The following is a 24,058-nucleotide window of genomic DNA, read 5'->3' on the forward strand; positions in this document are numbered from 1 at the left end:
TGATGCCCGCGTCGATACCGACCGCGTTCGTGGTGGCCGGGGCCGGGGTGATGCGGTCATCGCACAGCAGGGACACGTACCAGCGCCCGGCGCTGTTGCGGGACACGGTCACCGTCGTCGGTGCCGCACCCTTCGGAAGGGGACGCGACCAGCGGATGTCCAGCGGGTCGGCCATCTTCGCGAGCGTCAGCTTCCCNTCGCGCCACTTGAACGCGGAGCGGGTGTACTCGGCCGACGCGCGGGACTTCTTCCGGCTCTTGTACCGGGGGTACTTGGCGCGCTTGGCGAAGAAGTTCGTGAACGCCGTCTGAAGGTGGCGCAGTGCCTGCTGGAGCGGGACGCAGGACACCTCTGCCAGGAAGGCGAGTTCCTCGGTCTTCTTCCACTGCGTGAGCGCGGCGGAGGACTGGACGTAGGAGATCCGGCGCTGCTCGCCATACCAGGCCCGCGTGCGTTCCTCCAGCGCCTTGTTGTAGACGAGGCGGACGCAGCCGAACGTGCGCGACAGCTCTGCTGCCTGCTCGTCGGTGGGGTAGAAGCGGTACTTGAAAGCCCGCTTGACCTGCAGCGCCACGCCTCACATTGTGCCAGCCCTTGCGTGAGTGGTGGCTGTTGGCCGGTGATGGGTGGACGCCGGTCCGCCCTGGCGGCGAACCGGCTTTCCCTGCCCTGCTCCGCAGGAGCTTCGTTCCCTCCCCCGGCTGAAGCCGGGGGTATCCACGAAGGAAGGCTCCGATGAACCGTCGTACGTTCTTCACGACCGCCGGCGCCGTCGCGCTGGCGGCCGGCGCCGCCCCCAAGGCTCTCGCCGCTCCCTCCCGCACCTTCTCGGACACCGCGCTGCTGCGGACCTGGTTCGAGGCCACCTACCGCTCGATGGCCGCGCTGACCACCGACTTCGGCCTGACCGCGGACAAGATCGACGTGTCCGGCACCGGGACGCCTGTGCCGTCCCGGCAGACCTCGCCGACCAACATCGGGTGCGGCTTGTGGTCCACGGTGGCTGCCGCCGGACTCGGCGTGATCCCGCACTCGGTCATGTGCCGTGAACTGGCCCGCACCGTCACCGCGGTGGAGCGTCTCGAGCGCGCGCACGGCTTCTGGTTCAACTGGTACGACGCCCACGACGGTTCGGTGCTCACCACCTGGCCGAGCACCGGCGACCCTGTCCGCCCCTTCCTGTCCTCCGTGGACAACGCCTGGCTCGTCACCGGTCTGCGGATCGCCGCCGACGCCGAGCCGGCCCTGCGTCCGCGGGTCGCCAGGCTCCTCGCCGACGCCGACTGGTCGTACTACTACACGCCGTACGACCCGGCCGACCCGGTGGCCGGTCCCGGTCAACTGCGCGGCGGCTACTGGCCCGACAAGCCGGGCAAGGGCGAGCCCACGGGGCACCACTACGGAGCCCTCAACACCGAGCCCAGGATGGCCAGCTACCTCGGCATCGCCGACGGCTCGCTCCCCGCGGACCACTACTGGCACATGTTCCGCACCCTGCTGCCGGGCATGGGGCAGGAACAGGAGCCCGCCGGCTCGTACGTCGAGGTGGACGGCGTGCGGGTGTGGCAGGGGCACTACACCTACCGTGGCCGCAGGCTCGTCCCCTCCTGGGGAGGGTCGATGTTCGAGGCGCTGATGGTGCCGCTCTTCGTGCCGGAGGCCGAGTGGTCGCCGCGCTCCTGGGGCCGCAACCACGACCGCTACGTGCGCAGCCAGATCGAGCACGGACTGGTGGAGGCGGAGTACGGGTACTGGGGGTTCTCCCCGGCCAACATCCCCGAGGGCGGTTACCGCGAGTACGGGGTGGACGCGATCGGCATGCAGCAGGAGGGCTACAACTCCCTCGGCGTGGTCACCCCGCACGCCTCCTTCCTCGCCATGCCGCAGGCCCGCCACGAGGCGGTCGCCAACCTCCGGGCTCTCGCTGGGGACTTCGGCGCGTACGACGACGAGTACGGCTTCCGCGACTCGGTCGACGTCACCACCGGGCGGGTCAGCGACTACCTGCTCGCGCTCGACCAGGGCATGATCGCGGCCGCCCTGGCGCAGCAGCTCAGGCCCGGGCTGCTCCAGCGGCCGTTCCGTACCGGAGGGTTCCGCGCCCGGGTGCGGCCGGTGCTGGCGAGGGAGCAGTTCAGCATCTGAGGGGACCTCCCCGACGCCCCCCGTACGCCCCCTGTCGTGCCGGGGGCGTACGGGGGAGCCCGGGGGGTCACCCGGCGGTGGACCCCTTCCAGTCCACGAGCTGGACGATGACGCCGTTGGGGTCGCGGACCTGGAAGGCGCGCTCGCCCCACTCCTCCTCGGTCAGCGGCATGGTGATGGCGACGCCCTCGGCGCGCAGCCGCTCGAGCTCGCCCTCGAGGTCCTCGACGACGAAGGCGAGGATCAGGCCACAGGCGTGGTCGTCGCGCTGGTCGGCGGGCAGGGTCGGCAGGCCGCGCCGCAGGAACACGACGTTCATGCCGATGTCGTCGCGGGTCAGGGACGCGAACCCGTCGGCGGCCATCTCCTGGTGGAAGCCGAAGTGCTCGACGAGGAAGGCGCTGGAGGCGGGGACGTCGTCAACGTTCAGGGACACGGCGCAAGAGCTGATCTGCACGGGGGGCACTCCTCGTCCATCGTTTTCTGTACGACGTACAATGTACACCGTACAGAGTTATGTGCAAGGGAACCCGTCGGGTGGTTCACGGGCGAGCGACGCCGCTCGCCTCCTCGGCGGCCCGGGCCACGGCGTCGCCGGTGCTGGTGGAGGCCCCGGGCAGGTGCCGCAGGGTGAGGGCGCCGAGCGCGATGTGCAGGACACCCGCGAGGGCGGCGGCGACGTGCAGACCCGTGACGAAGGCCGCCTTCGCGTCGCCGACGACCGCGGCCGACAGGCCGGGGACCAACAGCGTCTCGTTGAGGGTGCCGGCGACACCCGGCCCCTGGAGCCGGAATACCCAGGCGGCCAGCGAGCCGAGGAGCGCGATGCCGAGGGCGTTGCCGATCTCGTTGCTGGTCTCGGCGACCGCCGCGGCGGACCCGGCGCGCTCCGCGGGGACCGTGGCGACGGCGGTGTCGGCGACGACGCTGAACGAGATGCCGTAGCCGAGGCCGGCGACGACGGTGGACGCCACGTACCAGCCGACACCGCCGGAGGCGTTGGTGCCCAGCAGCAGGAGCAGCCCGGCGGCGACGAACACGTGGCAGCCGACCAGCGCCGTCCGGGTGCCGGTGCGCGCGACCAGGGCCGGTGTGACGACGCAGGCGACGATGAGCACGGCCGCGCCCGGGAGCACGACGAGAGCCGCGTCCAGGACCGTCAGTCCGAGTACCGACTGGAGGTAGACACCGCCGAGGTAGGCCGTCGCCGACCAGGCGGCCAGCGGCAGGAGCCCGGTGACGGCCGCGATCGTGAACACCCGGTCGCGGAAGAGGCGGAAGTCGATCAGGGGGTGCTCGAGGCGGAGCTGACGCCGGACGAACCACCCCAGGGCGGCGGTGCCGACGGTCCCCGCGGCCACCGGGGGCACGGTCACCCCCCACGCGGCAGCGTGCTTGACCGCGTAGACGGTCAGCAGGATGCCCGCGGCGGAGAGCACGACGCTCGGGACGTCAACGCGACCGGTCCCCGTGGTGCGTACCTCGCGGAGCAGGACCGGGGCCAGGATCAGGAACAGCACGACGACGGGAAGGTTGATCAGGAAGACCGAACCCCACCAGAAGCTGCTCAACAGCTTCCCCCCGACGATCGGGCCGACCGCGAAACCGGCGGCGAAGGTGGCCGCGAAGATCCCGATCGCCTTCGCCCGCTGGCGCGGGTCGGTGAACAGCTCGCTGAGCACCGCCAGCGCCGACGGGAGCAGCGTGGCGCCGGCCACCCCCATCAGCGCCCGGAAGACGATCAGCAGTTCCGGCCCGGGGGCGAACGCCGCCGCCGCCGAGGCCGCGCCGAACACCGCCGTACCGGCCATCAGCAGCCTCAGCCGCCCGTACCGGTCACCGACGTTCCCGAACGCGACGAGCAGGGACCCGACGGCGAATCCGTAGGCGTCCAGGATCCACAACGTCTGGTCGGCGGTCGGCGACAGCGCCTCGGAGATCCTGGGCATCGCCAGGAACAGCACCGAACCGTCCATCGCGACCAGCAGCACCGGGCCGAGGACCACCAGCAGGCCGAGCCACGCCCGCGGACCGGGCGGAGGAGAAACAGGCTGAGCGTTCACGTCCCCGACGGTGCGCCGCCGCCCGCCCGGCAACCATCCCCACGTCGTGGGTACACCTCGCGGGGACACCCTGACCCGGACCCCTGCACCTACGCTCGGAGTCATGGAACTGGAGGGCCTCGGGGCCTACCTCAGGAGCCGCCGCGGCCGGGTCACGCCCGCCGACGTCGGACTGCGCACCTACGGCACCGCCCGCCGGGTGCCGGGCCTGCGCCGCGAGGAGCTCGCCCAGCTCGCCGGCGTGAGCGTCGGGTACTACACGCGGCTGGAGCAGGGCCAGGCCGGCACCGCCTCCCCACAGGTCCTCGGAGCGCTGGCCAACGTGCTCGGGCTCGATCCGGTCGAGACGGCCCACCTGCACAACCTCGCCCGCCAGCCCGCCACGTCACGGCTGGTCCGCCCCCGCCCGGAGAGGCCGCACCCACGGGTGCTCTCGCTGCTGGCGTCCCTGGGGGACCGCACCCCCGCCGTCGTGCTCGGCCGCCGCGGAGACGTGCTGGCCTGGAACCGGACCGGGCACGCCCTCGTCGCGGAGCACATCGACGTCGAGGCCCCCCACGATCCCGCGCGACGGCCGTCCATCCCCAGGATGTTCTTCCTCGACTCCCGCACCCGGGACCTCCATCGGAACTGGACCGAACTCGCCCGGATCCACGTCGCGTACCTGCGGCTCACCGCGGGTCGGCATCCCACCGACGCCCGACTGGCCGAACTGATCGGGGAACTCGCCATGCACAGCCGGGACTTCGCCAGGCTGTGGGCCGGGGGCGACGTCGCGGACTGCACCGTGGGCACCATGCACCTGCGGCACCCGACCGTCGGCGACGTCTCCGTTGACTACCAGGTGTGGTTGCAGCCCGAGAGCCCCGACCACCGGCTGGAGGTCTACACCCCCGACGACGCCGCCTCGGCCGACGCGCTGCACCTGCTGTCCCACCACGTCGCCGGTCAACAGGAACCCGGGGCCGTCCGTGGCGAGGCGGCCCCGGGCCCCGACAGGTGACCGTTGCTGACGGCTCTGGTCGGTGCTAGCCGACACGCACTTCGGTGTTCTGGCAGGCGTGCAGCAGCCACCTCCCGTCCTCCTGCCTGGTCATGACGTAGAGCGGAGCCCCCTCGGTGTCGCCCCCGGCCGAGTGGTGGACCTGGCGGACCTTGACGGCCGCCACGTCGGGCCGCAGGAACTGCGTGTGCACCGCCTCGTAGGTGACCTCACCGTCCCGGCTCGCGGTGGGCAGCACGGTGCGGGTGAACTCGGCGATCACGTCGAGTCCGATGAGGACCCTGCCGTGGGCGGTCGTCCAGATGGCATCGGGGTGGAACAGCGAGAGGAACCCCTCCACGTCCCTGGCGCGCTGGGCACGTTCGACGGTGGCCACGACCTGTGCGATGGCCTCGATGTCTGCGCTTTCGGTGCTCATGCGGACCACTCTGAGACCTCAAGCGAACTTGAGGTCAAGGGTCGGACGCGTCGGGACCGCCCGGACCGTCCTACTCGGTGGCCGCCGCGTTGCGCCAGACGGTCAGGTCCAGGGTCAGGTACTTGCTCGTCGAGTCCTCGGGTGAGAAGCCCTGGATCGTGATCAGGCCCATGTGACCGTTGCCGGTGTTGATGCACACCTGCCGGCCCTTGGAGATCTTGTCCAGGTAGATCTTCTTGGTGTACCGGGTGTCCTGGCGGCACACGGCGAGGGACCCCTGCTGCCCCGGGTCGAGCAGCACCAGGTTCCCCTCCATCATCTCGGCGTCGAGGTACCCACCGGTGTCGTAGGAGAGCTCGTAGTCGGCGTCCTCGCCCTGCTTGGGCCGGACGTCGTCCTCACTCAGCGTCAGGTGGTAGCCCGCGGGGAGGTTGATGCCCGGGTAGGAGGCCGGCTCCGGGTCAGTTGGCTTCGGATCGGTCGACTGCGGATCGTTGCCCGACTGCTGACCGCTCGTCTGCCCCTCGTCGCTGCTCTGTGCGCTCTGCGACGACCCCCCGTTCTTGGCCTGCGGGTCGTCGTTGTCCTTGAGCAGTGCCCACGCCGTGCAGCTACCGGCGAGGCCGAAGACCAGCACCGCCGCGATGGCGAGGCCGGCGCGCCCCCCACGGCCCTTCGGGGGCTGGGGCGCGGGAGGCATGGGCCGTCCGGGGAACGGGCCACCAGGACGCGGGGCCCCGGGATGGGGGCCCTGGGGCGGCGGGAGCTGGGTCGGGGCGTAGGCATGGGCCTGCGCCTGCATCTGGGCAGGCGTCGGGTACGGCCGAGGGGGACCGGGGGGCTGGTGCGCCGCCGGTGGGACGTGGCCGGGGGCAGGGGCCGGAGCGGGGGCCGCGGGGGCCGCGCCCACCGGCGCGGTGGGGGTGTAGCCCGGGGCCACCGGGGCGGTCGGGGTGTAGCCCGCGGAGGGCGGCGGCGGGGTCTGCACCGGGGCGGGTGCCGCGGCCCGCGTGGTGATGTCGGCGGTGACCGGGCTGGGCAGCCAGTCCTCGGGGCGGCGCAGCACCGTCTCCCCGTTCGCGGCCTGGCACAGCGCGATGATCTCGCTGATCGAGGGCCTGGCGTCGACGTCCTTGGCCATGCAGCGGGTGACCAGCTCCGTCAGCCGCTCCGGGAGCCCGGTGAGGTCGGGTTCCTCGTGGACGATCCGGTAGAGCACGCCGTGTGACGTCCCCTCGCCGAACGCCGGGTTCCCCATCGCCGCGAAGGCCGCGACCTGGCCCAGCGCGAAGACGTCGGTGGCCGGGGTGACCCGGCGGCCCGCCGCCTGCTCGGGAGCCATGAACGAGGGCGTGCCTATGGTGACACCGCTTCCGGTGAGGGAGGTCGCGTCGGCCGCGTACGCGATGCCGAAGTCGATGACGCGGGGCCCGTCGGCGGCGAGCAGCACATTGGACGGCTTCAGGTCACGGTGCACCAGGCCGGCGCCGTGGATGACCTGCAGGGCCTCGGCCATCCCCGCGACCAGCAGCAGCACCGTGTCCACGGGCATCGGCCCGTGCGCGGCCACCGCGTCGGCGAGCGAGGGGCCCGGCACGTAGGCGGTGGCCAGCCAGGGGTGCGGGCCCTCGGTGTCGGCGTCGATGACGGGAGCGGTGAACAGGCCCTGCACCCGCTGCGCCGACTTCACCTCCTGGGTGAACCGGCGGCGGAACTCCGGGTCCTCGCCGAACTCGGGCCGGATCACCTTGATGGCGACGGGCCGCCCACCGGGCGTGTACGACAGGTACACCTTGCCCATGCCGCCCGCGCCGAGCTTGGCGGCCAGCCGGTACCCGGCGATGGTGGTCGGATCGTCTCCGGCGAGTGGTTGGAAGATCTGGTTCGGCTGGTGACCCATCATGCCCTCACGTTTCCCCCGAGCAGAACGCCGAATGTGCCAGGGCACCTTACCTAACCTTGAGTCGCCCGCGTCCATTTCGTAAACCTGTGCGAAAGATGGTCGTGTGACTGAGCGACATGGTCAGTCGGTCCCGGGTGCGGGGACCGCTTCCGGCCACCACGCGGTTCCCACGGCACCTCGCCGGCCGGGGCGGCCCCGTTGGAGTCCCCGGCCGGCGTCAGGTCCGATCAGACGGGTTCCGCGCCCGGCCGCCCCGCCTCCACCACGAAGCTGCCGGCCGTCTCGACCGGCGCCCCCGGCGTCGTCACGTACGGCACGATCCGGTAGTCCGCCCGCAGCTCGTGCCGGTCCAGCCGCATCCTGGTGTAGCCGCGTTGCGCGTTGTGCCACTTCAGGTGCGGGTTGACCCCGGGGGTCAGCCAGTCGCGCCCCACCTTGTCAATCGCCGCGCCGTCCTTGCCCGAGCTGATGGAGCTCCCGGCGAACTCGGTCGCCACCACGGGGGACCGGGGGTCGTCGAAGTCCAGCTTGAGGTCGGCGACGACGCTGCGGTGGATGTCACCGGTGAGCACGACCGGGTTGCTGGCGCCGCGCTCGTGCATCCCGGTCAGCAGCCGGTCCCTGGCAGCGGTGTAGCCGTCCCACATGTCCAGACCGGAGGAGAGCACCTCCGGGGCCGGGTTCTGGTCCACCTGGGCGACCAGGGTCTGGTTGGCCAGCACGTTCCACGTGGCGGCCGACCGCGCGGTGCCGTCGAGCAGCCAGCGTTCCTGCGCCTCGCCGAGCATGGTGCGGGACGGGTCCCTGCGGTCCACGTCGCAGCCCGGCTTGGTGCCGTCGCCGCACGCCTGGTCGTCGCGGTACGAACGCGAGTCCAGCACGTGCAGGTCCATGACCCGGCCGAACGACAGCCGCCGGTACATCGCCGCCCGGGCCCCCGACGGCCGCTGCGGCAGCCGCAGCGGGAGGTTCTCGTAGTACGCCTGGAACGCCGCGGCCTTGCGCGCCCGGAACGCGGTGACGTCCTGGTCGGGGTAGCCGTCCTTGTCCACCTGGGCGACGTCGCCCGCCCAGTTGTTCTCCACCTCGTGGTCGTCCCAGGTGACGATCCACGCGAACGCCTGGTGGGCGGCCTGGAGGTCCGCGTCGAGCTTGGTCAGCGCGTACCGGTTGCGGTACTCCGCCAGCGTGTACGTCTCCCGCAGGAACGACGCGTCGAGCTGCATGTTCCGCACCCCGGCGGTGGGGCCGACCCCGTTCTCGTACAGGTAGTCACCGAGGTGGACCACGAAGTCCAGGTCCTCCGCGGCCATGTGCTGGTACGCGGTGTAGAACCCCTCGTACCAGCACTGGCACGAGGCGAACGCAAACGACACCCGGCCGCCCCGCCCCGGCCCCTGCCCCCAGTCCCGGGCCCCGGCCGCCGTCCTGGCCCGACCCACCTGGCTCAACTCCCCGCCGACCCGGAACCGGTAGAAGTACTCCCGCCCCGGCTCCAACCCCCGCACCTCCGGGTGCACCGAGTGCGCCAGCTCGGGCACCGCCACCTCGGAGCCGCGCCGGGCCACCCGCCGGAACCCCTCGTCGTGGGCCACCTCCCACTCGACCTCGACCGTGCGTTCCGGCATCCCTCCCCGACCGTCCACGGCCAGCGGATCGGGCGCCAGCCGCGTCCACAGCACGAACCCGTCACCCGTGGGGTCCCCGGACGCCACCCCGAGCCGGAACGGGTCCCCGGGGAAACGGGGGGTCGCCCACGCCCTGCCGTTGCTGAACCCCACGCTGAACAGCCCGAGCGCGGCCGCCCCCGCGCTCGCCGAGCCGAGAAGCCGGCGCCTACTGAGTTCCATCAGAAACAACCTGTCTGTACACGGTGCATGACGGGACCTCATGCTCGGTTCGTCCGGTGACGTCCCGATGGAGGCGAGTTCACCGCGACGTGGCCGACGCCGGAACAGCCCACACCGTCCGCCCCGCCCAACCGCATCCGGCCCCGGTGCACCACACCCTCCGGGACACCGTCCCGCCCGCCCCCGGCACCCGTCCGCCGGACCGTCCCCGAACTCACCCGAAAGCGGCACGGGAACGGTCACACGGACCAGTCAGGCGCCCCACGGGCCCGTTCAGGCGGTGACCGCCAGGAGCCGCCCGTCGGTCAGTCGGACCAACTCGGCGGCGGTGGTGGGGAAGACGGTGTGCGGGGTGCCGGCGGCGGCCCAGACCTCGGGGTGGTCGGCGAGGGCCACGTCCACCACCGTGGGGAGCGCCCGGGGGTGGCCGACCGGGGCGACGCCTCCGATCGCCTGCCCCGTGGCCTGGCGCACCTGCTCCGGGGTGGCCCGCCGGAGCGGACCGCGTCCCCAGCGGGCGGCGAGCGCGTCGGTGTCCACCCGGTGCCGGCCGCTGGTCAGGACGAGCACCGGCTCGTCGTCCGAGACGAAGACCAGGCTGTTGGCGATGGCGCCCACGTCGCAGCCGAGGAGCGCGGCGGCCTCCGCCGCCGTGCGCGCCGGTTCGGACAGCACCCGCACCCGGCCGGGCACGGCCGCGTCGGCGAGGACGTTGGCCACCTGCTGGCTGCGGGCGGGCAGGGACTGGTTCGGGGACGGGGACGGGGTCATGGCGCTCCGCGAGGTTGCTCGAGGTCGTTCCGTATACAGAACGTTCTGTTTGTGGAACGGTAGGGGCGGGTGAACGTCACCGTCAACGGGCTTTCAGCGGAGGGCAGCCATGGGCGTGGCCGACCAGGTGGGTCGTCGCTTGCGGGAACTCCGCCTCGAGCGGGAGCTGTCGCTGTCCGAGCTCGCCCGACGGTCCGGGATCGGCAAGGGCACCATCTCCGAGCTGGAGAGCGGCCAGCGCAACCCCACGCTGGAAACCCTCTACGCCCTGACCACCGCACTGGGAGCCCCCCTGAGCGCCGCCCTGGAACCACCGACGGCGCGGGCCCGGATCTCCGGCAGCGCCGTGGACGCGGTCCTCACCGAACGCTTCCAGGACGCCACCGCCGTCACCGAGGTGTTCCGGGTGCGCATCCGCGCCGGGACCGTGCAGGAGTCCGCCGCCCACCCCCCGGGCACCGAGGAACACCTCGTCGTCCTGTCCGGCACCACGTGCGTCGGCAACGCCTCCGCCCCCCAGGAGGTGGGTCCCGGCGGTCACGCCCACTGGGCCGCCGACGTCCCGCATGTCTACCGGGCGCCATCCGGTGACGTCGAAGCCCTGCTGGTCGTGCGGTACCCACTGACGGACCCTGCGCACCGGGAGGGCTGAGCACCGCACCGCCCCCTCACGCCGACGGTGGCGCGGCCGGGACGACGAGCCGAGCCCGTTCGAGCAGCTCCCGGGCGTCCCGGTTCTTCCGGTGCTGGCGCAGCAGCCGCACCATCACCCGCATGCGCTCGTCCACGCGGCCCGACTGCACCAGTGGATAGTCGTCCAGGGCCCGGTGCCAGCTCGCACAGGCCGCCTCCAGGTGCCCCACGGCGAACTGCCGCTCGGCCAGCATGGCGCGTTGCCGAACCCGGGACCGCCGGTAGGTCGAATAACGCAACCGGTCCGCCTGGACCATCGCCTCGACGGCACCGTGTTTGTCGCCGAGTTCGTACCGCACCTGACTGGTGTGGTAGTTCAACGATGACGGGTCATACGAACCGAAAGCCCTCTCATGTGACTCCGCCTTTTCCATGGCGACCCCGGCCTCCCGGAGATGCCGAACTGCATTGCGCCGGTCTCCGATCTGCGCTGCTGCGTGCGCCTGTTGTCCCGAGAGGAACGCCCGCATCCTTGGGCCGGCCTTGGGGGAAGCTGCGGCCGCCGCGTCAGCCAGACGCATCGCGTGCTTCCCGTGCCCCAGGTCCACCGCCTGCACACTCATCCCCCGCAACGTGGTGCAGTACGTGAGGTGGTCCTCGGCGGCCCCGGCGAGCTCCAGTGCCTTGAGGTAGTACTGCTGGGCGAGACCGTGGGACCCCTCGTCCACGGCCATGTAGCCCGTGAGGTAGCACAGGTCGGAGGCGGCGGACAGCATGGCCCTGCGCACCGACGAGGAGGCGTCGGCGTACAGGTACGGAGCCACCGTGTTCACCAGGAACGCCGCCGCCATGGGCCTGGCGTGGCGGCCACCGAACTGGTCGTCCAACTCCGAGATGCGCTCGGTCATGGCGATCACCATGTCCACCTCGGGCATGCCGACCCTGTGCGCCGTCCCCGCTGCGGCGGTCTCCATACGGCCCACCACGTCGGGCCAGTTGGGAACCGCCAGGGCGACCGAGAACAGACTGACTCCGAGGACACCGCGCCGAGACGGATCCACGTCCTGCCTCCCGAGGTCGATCAGCCCTTCCACGGTACTCGTACGGCTGTTTGATTGAAATGACGGTGGGTGAAATCCGGCCTCTCGATGACCGATTGGTCGACCGAGTCTCCTGGTGAGCGCTTCCAGAATCACCGGCCGCACCTGTTCCTTCGGCATGTGCCCCTGGAGCCACTGGTGGGCGGAGGGCTCCCGGTACCGCAAGGGCGTTCCCCATTCGGTGCCCACGCGATTCACCGACTGGGCGAACTGCCTGAGTGTCCAGCCGGTCTCCCGGTACAGCCGCTCCAGATCCCTGTTCGGCCGTCGCTCGCTCATGCGCCTCAACTCCTGGGCCGCTTAAAGCTTTTAAAAACCGCCCCGTTTTTCACGCTAGCGGTTCCTGTGACGAGGCGGTTACCTAGAGCGAGAAAGTCACCCCCGTGACCGACCGACACGGATGGTGACATGGACGTCAACCAGGAGGTACGGACGTGTTCCGCGTGGTCGAGAAGCTGGTCGTGCCGCTGCTGCGGCTCCTCGTTCCCCCCACCGGTCGCCATCGGGCACCGACCGCCCGGCACGCCCGGACCCGGCTGGTCGCCTCGTGAACGCCTCCCGGCCAACCGTTGGCGAGACGGTCCGCGACACCCAACGGGACAGGATCGGCGTGGTGATGGGCCACGTCGGACCCCACGTCCAACTCCGCCCCCTCGGCGGCGGACGCGAGTGGGACGCCGATCCGGCCCGCCTGGAACGCGTACCGGTGTCCACCGCCCTGCGCCCCCTGGTCGCCGAGGCCAACGCCCGCAGCCGTAAGGGGGAACGGTGACCCAGCGTCCCACCCCCGGCGACCGGACCAGCCAGGTGACCGCAGCCACGGCGCCCCGCCGCGCCCCCCGGCTCGTCGTCGGGATGGTCGTCTACGACCGGCGCGTGGAGATGCCCGCCACCGTCGTCGGCTTCGACGGCCCGTTCGTCTGCCTCATGCGCCCCACCGGCCTCGCCTGGCGCTCCCGCATCGCGTCCGTCCGCCCCGCGAACACCTTGGAACGCCGCCAACTCCGCGCCGTCGCCACGCTGTACGCCCGAGCGCGGCGGCCCCCCGGCCCCGCCCGCCCGCCGCCCCAACCGTCTCTGGACGACCCCTCTAATGTGGCGGGCCGGGAAGCGCCAGGCACAGGGCGTCCAACGCCGCCGAGAACGCGTGCTCCGGCGGCGTTCCGTAACCGATGACGAGTCCGTCGCGGGCTGGCATCGCGCTGTTCGGATGCCGGTAGGCGCCGAGGCCCTCCAGGGCGAGACCCTGACGCCGCGCGGCGCGCAGTGCGGCCTGCTCGGTGGCCGGAGGCAGTTCCAGTACGGCGTGCAGCCCAGCGGCGACGCCCCCGACCCTGATGTGCCCGGCGCGTTCGGCGAGCGTCGCGGTGAGCAGGTCGCGGCGCAGTCGGTACACCCGGCGCATCCGGCGCAGATGGCGGTCGTACGCACCACAGGCGATGAAGTCGGCGAGGGTGAGCTGATCCACCACACCCGACCACATCTCCCGGGGACCCTTGGCCGCGATGACGTCATCGACGAGCCAACCGGGTACCACCATCCAGCCGAGCCGTAGTGCGGGGGAAAGGCTCTTGCTGGTTGATCCGAGGTAGACGACGCAGTCGGGGTCCAGTCCCTGCACCGCGCCGACCGGCTCTCGGTCGTAGCGGAACTCACCGTCGTAGTCGTCCTCCAGGAGCAGCCCACCGCCGGTCCGTGCCCAGTCGATGACCGCCGCCCGACGCTCCGGGTGCAACGGGCCCCCGGTGGGGAACTGGTGCGCCGGAGTCAGCAGCGCGGCGCCCGCCCCCGTGCCCGGGAGGTCCTCGACCCGTGCCCCGTGGGCGTCCACGGTCAGGGGTACCGTCTCCAGCCCCGCCCCGGTGATGACGGATCGGTGGAACTCGAGTCCGTAGGCCTCGACGGCCACCGGGCCGCGCAGGAACCGGCACAGCAGTCCCAGCGCGTGCGCGAAACCCGAGCAGATCACGATCCGGTCCGCCTCGGCACGCACCCCTCGGGTGCGTGCCAGGTACTCCACCAGCGCATGGCGCAGCTCGGGCCTGCCACGGGCGTCCCCGACGCCGAACGCCTCACTGGGCGCTGAAGCGAGTGCCCGCCGGGCCGAAGCTGTCCACCCTGAGCGCGGGAAGGCGGACGCGTCCGGGGAACTGGGCATCAGGTCGTGGGTGTTCCAACGCTGGGTGCGGCGTAGCGGGCCGCGCCGCCGTGTGGGCTCGAGGGGGGCGGCACGTCGTGCGACGTATGTCCCCGAGCCCTGCCGGGCCGTGAGCCAGCCCTCCTCGACGAGTTCGGCGTACGCACCGGCGACGGTGTTGCGGGCGACGCCCAGGTCCACGGCGAGAGAACGGTAGGGCGGCAGCCGGGTACCGGATGGCAGTTGCCCCGTCTGGATCGCGGTGCGCAGCGCACGCATCAGCCGCGTCCGCACACCCCCACTGCCGGTGAGCTCTAGATGCAGATCGCTGCCCGTCTCCGGGGCGGGGCTCACTGCGCCGCCCCGGGCCGCCCCGAACCGACGTGGAGCCGGAGATTGACCCACGAATCACCCATGGGAATGCACCATACCTTGGGTCATCCGCACTTCTAGGGTCATTGGTATGACAACCGTGCACATCCCCCAGCGCATGAACTACCCCGCCGTCGCCCCCAAGGTGTTCAAGGCCGTTCTGGCCCTGGACGCCGCCGCCCGCGAGGGCCTGGACCCCGTCCTGCTGGAACTCGTGCAGATCCGCGCCTCCCAGATCAACAGGTGCGCCTACTGCATCGACTACCACACCGGTGACGCCCGCAGGGGCGGCGAGAGCGAGGACCGCATCTACCAGCTCAGCGCCTGGGAGGAGTCCAGTCTCTACACCGCCAAGGAACGCGCCGCCCTCGCCCTGACCGAAGCCGTGACCCTGCTGCCGCAGGGCGTCTCCGACGAGGTGTACGCCGAGGCGGCGGAACACTTCGACGACAAGGAGCTGGCCCACCTCATCGCACTGATCCTCACGGTCAACGCCTGGAACCGCATGAACGTGACCACCCGCAAGACGCCCGGCACCCGCTGACCGGGACGGTTCCCCCTCCGGGCCCGGAACCCACCACTCCGCTGCACGGGCGGTGACCGCTCCTTCTCCCCAGCCACCGCCCGGCCGGAGTACCGGCCCATGGACAGTAGCCCCCTGCTGGGATCAGATCTTAGGGATTTGGGCGCTATCTGCGCATTTGAGTTCCCGTGCGACCTTGTATGAGATGTCTTGAAGGACTGTCATCTGGGTCTTCTGATATTCCCATCCGTCAGGGTCTGATACGGGATAGGTGAGTATTCCGTAGAATAGCTCCTTGTTGCATTGGAAGTAAAGTTCCGCGTGGAGTACGTCAGAAAATGCGCGAACTCCAATATTTGGAAAGTATAGCAGCCCTTTGGCTCTTTCTTCGGGGGGGAGTTTCTTCAGTTTTTCAAAACTGACGCGCGTTTCGATCAGCGGTTCCTTTTTGTTGACTGGAGAGATGGTGCATAGTTCATGAACGTGGCCGTCTAAGGTGATCTTGCGCGCCAAACCCTCTACATTGGCCAGAGAGGTTTCCGAATATCTGCTACGTGATGTGATTTTGTTCAGGGATTCGGCAGCCTTGTCGGTTAGGCCGCCGCACACTTCATTGGCGGAGATTCCTTCCGCCTCACCGCCGCATGCGGTGAGAAAAGATAGGGAAAAAACCGTAGAACTAATGAGTGAGATGGTTACCCGGGCGGCGCGGGCGGTCACCATAGTTATTCCTTACCGATCTGGTCGGTCTCGTTGTCGCCGACGTTGTAGTAGGCTTCGATGTCTACTGTTCCGATCCAAGGGTCGTCGTCCCTGAGATTTGCTGCTGAAATGTAGGCATCGAGCGGGGCCATTGCCATCCTTCTCCCTGCTGAAACAAAGTTCTTACGCTCGTCCTCCTCCTGCTGCTGGAAATCAGCTTCATTCTCTTTGAGTTGCCGCTCGACATCAATGCCAAAGTTCGTGTCCAGGGCCCCGGTTATTCCATCAACCACTGCCGGTACGGCAAAGGCTACGCCGGCGGACGTGGTCGGTCCGCCGAAAGGGAGTGTTACGACACCGGCTGTCACTCCTAAGCCCTCGCTGAAGCAGAATTTCTTCCACTCCGCTGCTTCCGCCAGCTTCCTATCGGCTTCCTCGGATTTTTCGGTGTAGGAATCGTTGATGTCGCTGATTCGCGCTTGATCGAGAATTCCGTGCACCTTGGCGCCAGTTTCTAGGATTAGCGACGCTTCTGCGTTCGAGTCTGGATACGTTTTAATCCTGTCGAGCGTGTAATTAAATTGCGCCGCAGAGAGAATCTCATGCGCTCCTTCGTGCCCTCCGATTCGTCTCAAAAAATCTTGAGCGTTCTCGTGGGTGACGGTAATGTGTCCAGGGGTGGGCTCCCCCTTTTGGTTGACGTGGCCAAATGCCTTATCTCGAATTTCTTCGCCGTGCTTGGCGTCGCCAAAGTTGGACAATGACCGATCTAGGTCGTCAATGTATCCAGCGCCCATATGGGCAAAGCTATTACTGATACCAAATCGCTTGTCGATCAATTCGCTATCCGAGTAGGTAGCGCTTATTACCTGCTCCATGACGTTCGCGGTCGTAGCATTACGAAGGAGCCCCAAGTCCGGTCGATCATAAGGCCTGCCCAGCGTGGCTGCCTCCAACGCGTGACCTAGCTCGTCATAGCCATAACCGCGATCTGCTTCCTTTCCGCTGACCGGGTCATGAGGCCACTCGCGCTCGGTGAGAAGGTATTTGAGGTCCGAGTCCATTTGCTCAGCCGGGGGTTTTTCGTAATCGAAGTTGTCCCAGGCCTTCGAGTGGAACAGGTCCTGTGCGGCGTCGGAGTTGCGCCCCAGGGCCTCCATGTACCCCACCATCGGGTCGTTGCCCCAGTCGCTGCCGCTGAGGTTGAGGCGGGCGCGTTCGTTGGTAGGTGTCCAGACGCCGGGGCCACCCTGGTCCTTCTCATACGCGAGCAGGGCCTTTCCGTAGTCGTTGAGGAAGTCGGTGTCGTATTGCCCGTTGCGGAGCAGGCTGCTCATGACCTGGAAGCCGAAGGTGGTTGAGGTGCGGCCAGCAGCGGTGTCCTCGGACATGACCAGGTCGTCGCCGAGGGCGATGACGTCCTTCTTCCACTCCCTCATCGCCTTGCTGTCCGAGTGGCTTGCGGTGGCAAGCGTGCGTCCAAGGGACTTCTGCATCTGTTGCAGGGTCGCGCGGCGGTCGTCGCCGAGGTGTTCCTTGTCAGCGACGTTGCGCCAGAAGTTGAGGGTGCCGCTCGGCCCGAGGGCGGTGGTGAACCGTTCGGCGAAGTAGGGGTCGCCCTCGCGGCGGGAGAGGATGGTGTTGAGCTGGGTGAGTTGCTTGTCGGTGGCGTCGGCGCCGAGGGCGGCGATCTCGGTGGCGGTCTTCACGTCCCGTGCCGCCTGGCGACGGTCGCGTTGGGCTTCTGCGACGCTGCGGTACATGTCGGCGTCGAAGCCTCTACTGCGGCCGTTGTGGTCCTGGGTGAGCGCCCAGTTCAGGGCGGTGTCGGCCTCGGTGGCGTCGGCGAGGGCCTGCCGGATGCCGTCGTTGTAGCCGCGGACGACGTCCTGGTAACTCTTCTGGAGGGCGGCGGCGTGCTCGTCGGGGACCCTGGCCTGGTCCAGGGAGACCACGCCGTCGGCGGAGAGGGTGAGCTTGCCGTTCTCGGTGACCTCGGCGGCGATGTCCTTCAGCCGGCGTTGCGCGGAACTCAGCGCCTGCAGGGCGCTGTCGAGTAACTGATGGATGTCCTTGGCCTCGTCCGAGGCGGCCTTCAACTGTTTCTGCACCGTGTCGAGCTTGGCGAACGCGGCGTCCGCTGCGTCGCCCTCCCAGTCGGAGTCGCGCAGACCCTTGGCGACGTCGTTGCGGAAGGAGTCCGCGATGGTGTCGAACTGGCCAGGCAGCAGACGCCACTTGGCCACGGCCTCGGAGAACGGCTTGAGATCTGCGTCACGAACCGTCTGGTAGCTGAGCGACATCGCGTGTCAGATCCTCGTGTTGTTCGACTGGGCGCGGTCTTCTGCTTCGAACTGCCTGGCCGCCGAGCGCAGGGCACCGGCGACCCCGTGCTCGAGGAGGCTTTCGAGATAGGAGACCTGGTTCCGCCAGCGTTCCTGGAAGGCGTCGAGCCCGGACGCCGAGCTGAAACCCTTCAGGCCGGACTTGATCTGCGCGGTCTCCTTCGTGGCCGCGTCGTCGGCCTTGGTGAAGTTGCCCCGAACGGCGTCGGCGTGCTTGGCCCGAGACTCCAGCACACTCGCCGTGACCTGGAGCTTCTTGCCGCCTTTGGCGCCGCTGGCCTGGTTGAGTCGCGTCTCCGCGCCACGCTCGCGTGCTGCCTCGGCGCGGATCTGGGCCCACTCGTCCTCGAATGACACGCTGTCCCCACCCCGTCACGGAAATGAACTGTCCCGAGGCTAGCAACGCCGCGCGGGGGAGGGGCAGATGGCGTGCGCGCGGTGTTGGGGTGTGTTCGGCCAGACTCATGTGGGTGGCGACGGGCAGTCAGTCGTTGGCCAGGGGCTTGTGATGTGACTCACAAGCCGGGGCCCGGCGACCGCCGTGGGTGTCAGCGACCCGTCGGCCGGTCACTCCCCGCGGATCTCGGCTGCCTTGGCCCGGGAGGCGGCTGCCCGCTCCTCCGCGTTGGCCGCCGTGTAGGCGTCGGCCGAGTTGGCCCAGGCGTCGGCGATCTCGACGGGCTCCCGGTCCGCGGCGGCGAGGGTCGCGGCGAGTTCGGCGTAGGCCTCGCCGGCGAGGTACTGGTCGCCGATCTCGGTGAAGATGCGCCCTGCCTGGTAGCCGGCGTCGATGGCGTCGGCGTGGTGTCCCGCTCCCCGGTGGGCGGTGCCCAGGTTGTTCCAGGCGATGCCCTCGCCGTCGCGGGCTCGTGCCTCGCGGTAGTGGCGCAGCGCGGTGTCGAACGCGGCGATGGCCTCGTCGTAGCGCTCGAGTTCCTGCAGGGTCAGGCCACGGTTGTTCCAGGCGCGGGCCCGGATGCGGGACTTCTTGGCCCCCTCGCTGATCCGGTCCGCGGTGTCGGCGGCGTCCAGGGACTCGTCGTGGCGACCCAGGCCCCGGTAGGCGGAGGCGAGTTGGTTCCAGGACACGGCCAGCACCCGCTGGTCGCCGGTCTCCTCCGCCATGCCGCGGGCGGTCTCGGCGGCGTCGAGCGCCTCGTCGAAGCGTTTCAGTTCCTGGAGGTCGATGGAGATGCTGTTCCAGGTGTCGGCTTCCTCCGCGCGTTTGCCGAGTTCCCGGTAGATGTCCCGGGCCGCGCTGTGGACGACGAGGGACTCCTCGTGGCGCCGCAGTTCCTGGAGGACGGTGCCGATGTTGTCCCACGCCTCGGCTTCTTCCGCGCGTTTGCCGAGTTCCTGGTAGATGTCCCGGGCGGTGGAGTAGGCGCTGAGCGCCTCGTCGAACCGTTGCTGTTCCTGAGCGACTGAGCCGACGAACTCCCAGCCCAGGGCCTGGCCGTTGCGGTCGCCCGTCTCCTGCGCGACGTCCCGGATGGTGACCGCGAGGGTGTACAGGAAGTCGAAGTAGCGACGCTGGAGCATGTACGGCGCCAGCGCCGTGGCGAGCTGCCCGGCGGCCGGGCTGTTGGTGACGATGTGGCCGAGCGCGCTGAGCACCGAGTGCTCGGCGTCCATCCAGGCCATCGCCTCGTCCTCGCTGGCGAAGAGCCCCGACGGTTGCTGCCCGGGTTCGGCCTCGAGCCAGACGTTGACCGAGGTGACGGTGCGCAGGTAGTGGTCCCTGAGCCGGGTCTGGGCCTGCTGGTAGCGGCGGCGGACGTCCCTGCTGCGTTGGGCGTGGTCAGTGGCCTGCTCGGCGGCGTAGTCACGGAGCAGGTCGTGGATCTGCCAGCGGTCCCGGCTGGAGGGGACCCGTTCCAGCAGGTGGGCCCCGGCCAGGTCGTTGAGCAGTTTCCGGGTGTCGGTCTCGGTCCGGTCGGACAGCAGCGAGGCGGCCTTGGTGGAGATGTGCGGGCCGGGGTTCAGACTCAGCAGCCGGAACAGGTCCGCCTGCTGCGGGGTCAGCAGCCGCAACGACTGCTCGAACGCGGCCCGCACCGCGCGGCTGCCGTCGTCGAGGCCGGCGAGCCGGCTGCCCGCGGCGGTGAGGAGCTCGGCGCGTTCGGACAGGGGCTGGCCCGGGTCGGCGATCAGCAGGGACGCGGTGATCTGGAGGGCGAGCGGAAGCAGGCCGCAGGCGCGGGCGAGGTTCTCGGCGCCCTCGGGATCGTCGTCCACCCGGCGGTCGTTCGGGTCGGCGACGTACAGGGCGCGGCGCACCAGGTCGATCGCGGCAGGCAGGGGCAGGGTCCGCAGGTCGGTGAACCGGGCTCCGAGACCGGTGAGGGTGTGCCGGGAGGTGACCAGTACCCGGTGGACGGGGGTGCCCGGGAGCAGCGGCTGGACCTGGTCGGGGCCGGAGGCGTTGTCCGCGACGATCAGCAGGCGCTCGCCCTGCCTGGCCATGGCGTCGAGCTGCGAGCGGTACATGTTGGCTCGTTCGTCCCGCGTCGGCGGTATGTGGTCGGGTGGGACGCCCAGGGAACGCAGCAGGGCGTCGAGGGCCTGCTCGGGGGGCACCGGCGTCTGGTCGTAGCCGCGAAGGTTGATCATTTGGACGCCGGTGAACCAGCCGCGTCCCACGGCCCGGTGGGCGGCGCCGACCGCGAGCGTGGTCTTGCCCACTCCGGGGAGCCCGGTGACGACCGCGGTGGTGGGCACCGGCATGGCGGTGCCGCCCGGTGACGCGGCCTCGCGGGGCGCGAGCAGGGCGAGCAGGTCGTCGGTCTCCGCCTCCCGCCCGGTGAACTCGGGCGGAACCGGGGGGAGCACCGCGAGCGCCACCGGAACGGCCGGCGCGGACAGCGCGTTGTAGCTGATGTTCTGGACGCCGCTGCCCTGGACCGGCGCCCCGTACTTCCCGTGCCGCAGGTCGTTCCGGGAGCGCCCCCGCGCGGACTTCTTCTTGCCCATGCCGTCAGGTGCGGTAGGTGATGTTCTGGGTGCCGCTGCCCTGGACCGGGCCCTTGAACGTGCCGTGCCGGAAGTCGTTGTGCACGGCGCCCGCGTCGGCCCGCTCCTCCTGGGGGGCGAGTGCCCTGGCCGCGTCCGCCAGGGCCTCGGCGGCCTCCGGGTCCGCGGCCAGCGTCGCCTGGAACGACGCCGCCCACATCGCCATCGCCCGGGCGAAGTCCGGGTCGGTCTCCTGCTGTGCCCGCAGGGTGCGCTCCAGTTCGCCGGCCCTGGACAGGTCGTTCGGCTGCTCCTCCAGGGCGGCCAGCGCGGCCTGGGTGGGCGTCGCCGGCTCGTCCTGGACGGCGGTGGCGTCCCCGGCGCCGTCTCCTGACGGGGAGGGGGCGTCCGGCGTGGTGCGGCTGGCGTTCCTGCGGCGCCGGATGACGCCGGTGAGCCCGGCCCACGCCTGACGTCCGAGCTCCCCGCCCGCGCCGCCCGCCAGGGCGGCCAGAACAGCCAGCGATATCGGGTCCATGCCGTCCCCACCCACCTTGTCGATCCCTGTGCCGGGTCAACGTACTGACCAGCAGTCACCCGAGAGTAGCCGAAGGCCCGTCACGCCGGTGCCGGCTCGCCCGGAGGTGGCCGCGCCGGCCCCGGACGCCGTCCGCGCCTGGCGGTCACCGCTCCCGTTCCGGCGGTGGCGCTGCCGCCGGCGGTGGACCCGACGGCGCCGCCGGGGACGCTCCGGGGGGTGGCGACAATGGGTGGCCTGGTCGGCGGTGCGCCGGTTCCGGCGCCTTCACCGGCGGCCGGGAACGGGACGGCGCGCAGCGGGGGCGCCCCACCACGACGTCGAGTGAGCCGCCCGCGGCGAGGCGGGCGAGCAGGGAGGGAGCACCGCAGATGAGCGCGGGCAACGACGTGACGACCGACCCGTACCGCGGCTCGGGGGCGGTGCCGCCCCCGGTGCCACCCCCAGTGCCGCCCCCGGTGCCGCCGCTGCCCCCGCCCCCGGCGTGGCAGCCACCGACCGACGTGGAGCAGGCCCTGTACGCGGCGAAGGCGCGCGGGGACTGGAACGCCTACCTCGCGGCCCTCGCCGGGGCCTGGCTGTACGTGCTGGTCCCCCGGCAGGGCGCGGAGACCGACCCGCGCTTCCGGTACTACCAGGACCAGCGGACCGGCGTGCGGTGCCTGGCGGTGTGGACCAAGGGCCTGCTCCCGGTCCCCGTGCCCGACCCCGTGTTCGTCAGGAGGTCGCTGCGCGAGGTGGCCGGTTTCGTGTGGGGGCCCGGCACGTGGCTGGCCGTCGATCCCGGGACGCCGTGTGAGGGGTACTTCCCGACGACCCCGGAGAACCTGGCGCTGTGGGCGCGCCACGGCGACCAGGCCTCCCCGGACCACGTGCGCGGGACGCTGCAGACGCTGCGGGTGGGCGGGGCGACCGGCGGCGCGGTCGCCCACGGCCTGGCCTGCGGGGCGCTGCTGTGCGTGTACAACGGCTCGCTGTGGAACGCCATGGCCTGGCACGGCACCGGTTACGACGAGGAACGCGAACGGCTGCGGGACTGGTGGGGCATCACCACCCGCGAGGAGTGGCGGTCGGCGCAGGACCGCCTGCTCGAGGGGAGGATGTCGAGCCCGGTGTGGGAGTTCGTGCTCGAGGTGCGCCGGGAGGTCGGCCGGACCTACGGCGGTGGCCCGGTGGACCCGGGGCACTGGCGGCAGGCCGTGGAGCGGGTGATCCGCGGCAACAACCAGCACGTGACGGCGAGCGAGCTGGACGCCGAGGTCAGGCGTCTGCACCGGCTGATCGGCCGGATCACCCGGTACGAGTCGCGGTTCCGCGCCGACGGGCTGCTCCCCGAGGGCAGGTACGTGACGTCGGTGCTCGCCTGGGACTTCGGTCGGGCGTCGAAGATGGCCAGGTGGGGTCTCGGGGGCCGGTTCTGCGACATGGAGGAGGCGCGGGCGGCGGTGGTGCGCACCAGCGAGGTCAGCCGGTTGAACTACGCGTCCTGGGAGCAGTTCTCCGCCGGCTACGTGCTGGGCAGGTGCCTGCACTTCGACGACGAGGAGTTCGGCGACTGGTACACGGACATGCTCCACGCCCACCAGGTGCTGACCACCGACCCGGAAAGCCCCTGGCTGACCGTTCCCTGGAAGGGGTAGCGACACCCGGCCCCGGGCGGGCCCCCGGCCTGGCGGCGGCCCCCGGGCGCCCCCGCGCCGGGGGTTGGGCCGGGCGGGGGACAATGGCGGGGTGACCCGAGCCTTCCTGGACAAGAAACCGACGGATGTCGCCGCCATGTTCGACGGCGTCGCGGAGAAGTACGACCTGGCCAACGACGTCCTGTCCCTCGGCCAGGCCCGGCTCTGGCGCAGGGCCGTGGCCCGCGCGGTGGCCGCTCGCCCCGGGGACCGGGTGCTGGACCTCGGGGCGGGGACCGGAACGTCCTCGCTGCCCTTTGTCGAGGCCGGGGCGAAGGTGGTGAGCTGCGACTTCTCCACGGGGATGCTCCGCGTCGGCCGCCGCAGGTACCCGCACCTGGTGTTCGCCGCGGGCGACGCCACCCGACTGCCGTTCCGGGACGCCAGCTTCGACGTGGTGACCATCTCGTTCGCGCTGCGCAACGTCCAGGACCACCCGGCCGCGCTCGCCGAGATGCTGCGGGTGACCAGGCCGGGGGGGCGGCTGGTGGTGTGCGAGTTCTCCAGCCCCACCTTCTCGCCGTTCCGCACCGTGTACAACGAGTACCTCATGCGGGCCATCCCGCCGGTCGCCCAGTCGGTCACCAGCAACCCGGAGGCCTACGTCTACCTGGCGGAGTCGATCAGGGCCTGGCCGGACCAGGCGGAGCTGGCCGGGACGATCCGGCGGGCCGGGTGGGAACGGGCGGCCTGGCGGAACCTCACCGGGGGCATCGTGGCGCTGCACCGGGCCTTCGCGCCGCAGGTCGGGGGCGCGGGCCGGGCGGGAGCGGGGCGCGGCTGACCGGGCGGGCGACGGCGGCGGCCACCGCGGCGGGGCGGAGGCCCGGAGCCGGCGCGGGCCGGAGGCCGGTGGGCCGGGGAGCGGCGGTGCCAGGGGAACTAAACTGGCCGCGGAGTAGTCCCCTGCGCCGGTCTGGTCCG

21 protein-coding genes are annotated in these 24,058 nt (G+C 70.7%); 7 read left to right on the forward strand and 14 right to left on the reverse strand.

Going from position 1 to position 24,058, the window contains the following annotated elements; genetic code table 11:
• On the reverse strand, positions 1 to 574 hold a 574-nt coding region (locus A3IG_RS0115275; RefSeq protein WP_018384347.1), incomplete at its 3' end, for an RNA-guided endonuclease InsQ/TnpB family protein.
• A gap of 161 nt (positions 575 to 735) precedes the next feature.
• On the opposite strand from A3IG_RS0115275, the gene A3IG_RS0115280 reads away from it, so the two are divergent.
• Complete coding sequence (locus A3IG_RS0115280) at positions 736 to 2,145, forward strand: glucoamylase family protein (protein ID WP_018384446.1); 1,410 nt, start codon at positions 736 to 738, stop codon at positions 2,143 to 2,145.
• A gap of 67 nt (positions 2,146 to 2,212) precedes the next feature.
• Here A3IG_RS0115280 and A3IG_RS0115285 read toward each other — a convergent pair whose 3' ends face one another.
• Positions 2,213 to 2,602: a VOC family protein gene (locus A3IG_RS0115285; protein WP_026220286.1), complete on the reverse strand. Its 390-nt coding sequence runs from the start codon at positions 2,600 to 2,602 to the stop codon at positions 2,213 to 2,215.
• Positions 2,603 to 2,687: 85 nt separating this feature from the next.
• The gene (locus tag A3IG_RS0115290) at positions 2,688 to 4,121 is read right to left on the reverse strand and encodes an MFS transporter (protein ID WP_236719058.1); all 1,434 of its coding nucleotides are present in this window, start codon (positions 4,119 to 4,121) and stop codon (positions 2,688 to 2,690) included.
• A gap of 190 nt (positions 4,122 to 4,311) precedes the next feature.
• Here A3IG_RS0115290 and A3IG_RS29875 point away from each other — a divergent pair, with 190 nt between their 5' ends.
• Positions 4,312 to 5,211 (forward strand): helix-turn-helix transcriptional regulator, encoded by a 900-nt coding sequence (locus A3IG_RS29875; RefSeq protein WP_018384449.1) that lies wholly within the window; start codon positions 4,312 to 4,314, stop codon positions 5,209 to 5,211.
• Positions 5,212 to 5,236: 25 nt separating this feature from the next.
• Here the strand turns inward: A3IG_RS29875 and A3IG_RS0115300 are convergent, their stop codons facing one another.
• From A3IG_RS0115300 to A3IG_RS0115315, 4 genes are all read right to left on the reverse strand, one after another.
• Positions 5,237 to 5,629 (reverse strand): SgcJ/EcaC family oxidoreductase, encoded by a 393-nt coding sequence (locus A3IG_RS0115300; RefSeq protein WP_051087513.1) that lies wholly within the window; start codon positions 5,627 to 5,629, stop codon positions 5,237 to 5,239.
• Between the two features lie 70 nt (positions 5,630 to 5,699).
• A complete protein-coding gene (locus A3IG_RS0115305; RefSeq protein WP_018384451.1) occupies positions 5,700 to 7,532 on the reverse strand; it encodes a serine/threonine protein kinase in 1,833 nt (610 codons plus the stop codon).
• Positions 7,533 to 7,759: 227 nt separating this feature from the next.
• On the reverse strand, positions 7,760 to 9,382 hold the full coding sequence (locus A3IG_RS0115310; protein ID WP_018384452.1) for an alkaline phosphatase D family protein: 1,623 nt from the start codon (positions 9,380 to 9,382) through the stop codon (positions 7,760 to 7,762).
• Between the two features lie 273 nt (positions 9,383 to 9,655).
• The gene (locus A3IG_RS0115315) at positions 9,656 to 10,153 is read right to left on the reverse strand and encodes a YbaK/EbsC family protein (protein WP_018384453.1); all 498 of its coding nucleotides are present in this window, start codon (positions 10,151 to 10,153) and stop codon (positions 9,656 to 9,658) included.
• A gap of 109 nt (positions 10,154 to 10,262) precedes the next feature.
• Between A3IG_RS0115315 and A3IG_RS0115320 the strand changes: the two genes are divergently transcribed.
• Positions 10,263 to 10,805 (forward strand): XRE family transcriptional regulator, encoded by a 543-nt coding sequence (locus tag A3IG_RS0115320; protein ID WP_018384454.1) that lies wholly within the window; start codon positions 10,263 to 10,265, stop codon positions 10,803 to 10,805.
• 16 nt (positions 10,806 to 10,821) lie between these two features.
• Here the strand turns inward: A3IG_RS0115320 and A3IG_RS0115325 are convergent, their stop codons facing one another.
• The gene (locus A3IG_RS0115325) at positions 10,822 to 12,165 is read right to left on the reverse strand and encodes a transcriptional regulator (protein WP_078500529.1); all 1,344 of its coding nucleotides are present in this window, start codon (positions 12,163 to 12,165) and stop codon (positions 10,822 to 10,824) included.
• Positions 12,166 to 12,502: 337 nt separating this feature from the next.
• Here A3IG_RS0115325 and A3IG_RS0115335 point away from each other — a divergent pair, with 337 nt between their 5' ends.
• Entirely contained in the window at positions 12,503 to 12,658 is a 156-nt protein-coding gene (locus tag A3IG_RS0115335; protein ID WP_236719056.1) for a hypothetical protein, read from the forward strand.
• 318 nt (positions 12,659 to 12,976) lie between these two features.
• On the opposite strand, the gene pdxR is transcribed toward A3IG_RS0115335, so the two are convergent.
• The gene (gene pdxR, locus A3IG_RS0115345; protein WP_018384459.1) at positions 12,977 to 14,302 is read right to left on the reverse strand and encodes a MocR-like pyridoxine biosynthesis transcription factor PdxR; all 1,326 of its coding nucleotides are present in this window, start codon (positions 14,300 to 14,302) and stop codon (positions 12,977 to 12,979) included.
• 184 nt (positions 14,303 to 14,486) lie between these two features.
• Here pdxR and A3IG_RS0115350 point away from each other — a divergent pair, with 184 nt between their 5' ends.
• Positions 14,487 to 14,939, forward strand: coding sequence for a carboxymuconolactone decarboxylase family protein (locus A3IG_RS0115350; RefSeq protein ID WP_018384460.1), 453 nt, complete (start codon positions 14,487 to 14,489; stop codon positions 14,937 to 14,939).
• Positions 14,940 to 15,062: 123 nt separating this feature from the next.
• Here the strand turns inward: A3IG_RS0115350 and A3IG_RS34275 are convergent, their stop codons facing one another.
• The 5 genes from A3IG_RS34275 to A3IG_RS31960 all read right to left on the reverse strand — a co-directional run bounded on the left by A3IG_RS34275 (position 15,063) and on the right by A3IG_RS31960 (position 21,455).
• Positions 15,063 to 15,641 carry a hypothetical protein gene (locus A3IG_RS34275; RefSeq protein ID WP_157862235.1) on the reverse strand — a complete coding sequence of 193 codons (579 nt, stop codon included), beginning with the start codon at positions 15,639 to 15,641 and terminating at the stop codon, positions 15,063 to 15,065.
• A gap of 2 nt (positions 15,642 to 15,643) precedes the next feature.
• The gene (locus tag A3IG_RS0115355; RefSeq protein ID WP_018384461.1) at positions 15,644 to 17,923 is read right to left on the reverse strand and encodes a hypothetical protein; all 2,280 of its coding nucleotides are present in this window, start codon (positions 17,921 to 17,923) and stop codon (positions 15,644 to 15,646) included.
• Between the two features lie 6 nt (positions 17,924 to 17,929).
• Positions 17,930 to 18,322, reverse strand: a complete 393-nt coding sequence (locus A3IG_RS0115360; RefSeq protein ID WP_018384462.1) for a hypothetical protein — start codon at positions 18,320 to 18,322, stop codon at positions 17,930 to 17,932.
• Positions 18,323 to 18,532: 210 nt separating this feature from the next.
• A complete protein-coding gene (locus tag A3IG_RS29880) occupies positions 18,533 to 20,938 on the reverse strand; it encodes an ATP-binding protein (protein ID WP_018384463.1) in 2,406 nt (801 codons plus the stop codon).
• A 4-nt stretch (positions 20,939 to 20,942) separates the two neighbouring features.
• Positions 20,943 to 21,455, reverse strand: a complete 513-nt coding sequence (locus tag A3IG_RS31960; RefSeq protein WP_018384464.1) for a hypothetical protein — start codon at positions 21,453 to 21,455, stop codon at positions 20,943 to 20,945.
• Between the two features lie 371 nt (positions 21,456 to 21,826).
• Between A3IG_RS31960 and A3IG_RS0115375 the strand changes: the two genes are divergently transcribed.
• Together A3IG_RS0115375 and A3IG_RS0115380 are read left to right on the forward strand one after the other, a co-directional pair.
• Positions 21,827 to 23,095: a DUF1266 domain-containing protein gene (locus A3IG_RS0115375; RefSeq protein ID WP_018384465.1), complete on the forward strand. Its 1,269-nt coding sequence runs from the start codon at positions 21,827 to 21,829 to the stop codon at positions 23,093 to 23,095.
• A gap of 91 nt (positions 23,096 to 23,186) precedes the next feature.
• Complete coding sequence (locus tag A3IG_RS0115380) at positions 23,187 to 23,918, forward strand: demethylmenaquinone methyltransferase (protein ID WP_018384466.1); 732 nt, start codon at positions 23,187 to 23,189, stop codon at positions 23,916 to 23,918.
• The last annotated feature ends 140 nt before the right edge of the window (positions 23,919 to 24,058 follow it).

Origin of the sequence: Wenjunlia vitaminophila DSM 41686, from assembly GCF_000380165.1 — a bacterium.
Lineage (GTDB): Bacteria > Actinomycetota > Actinomycetes > Streptomycetales > Streptomycetaceae > Wenjunlia > Wenjunlia vitaminophila.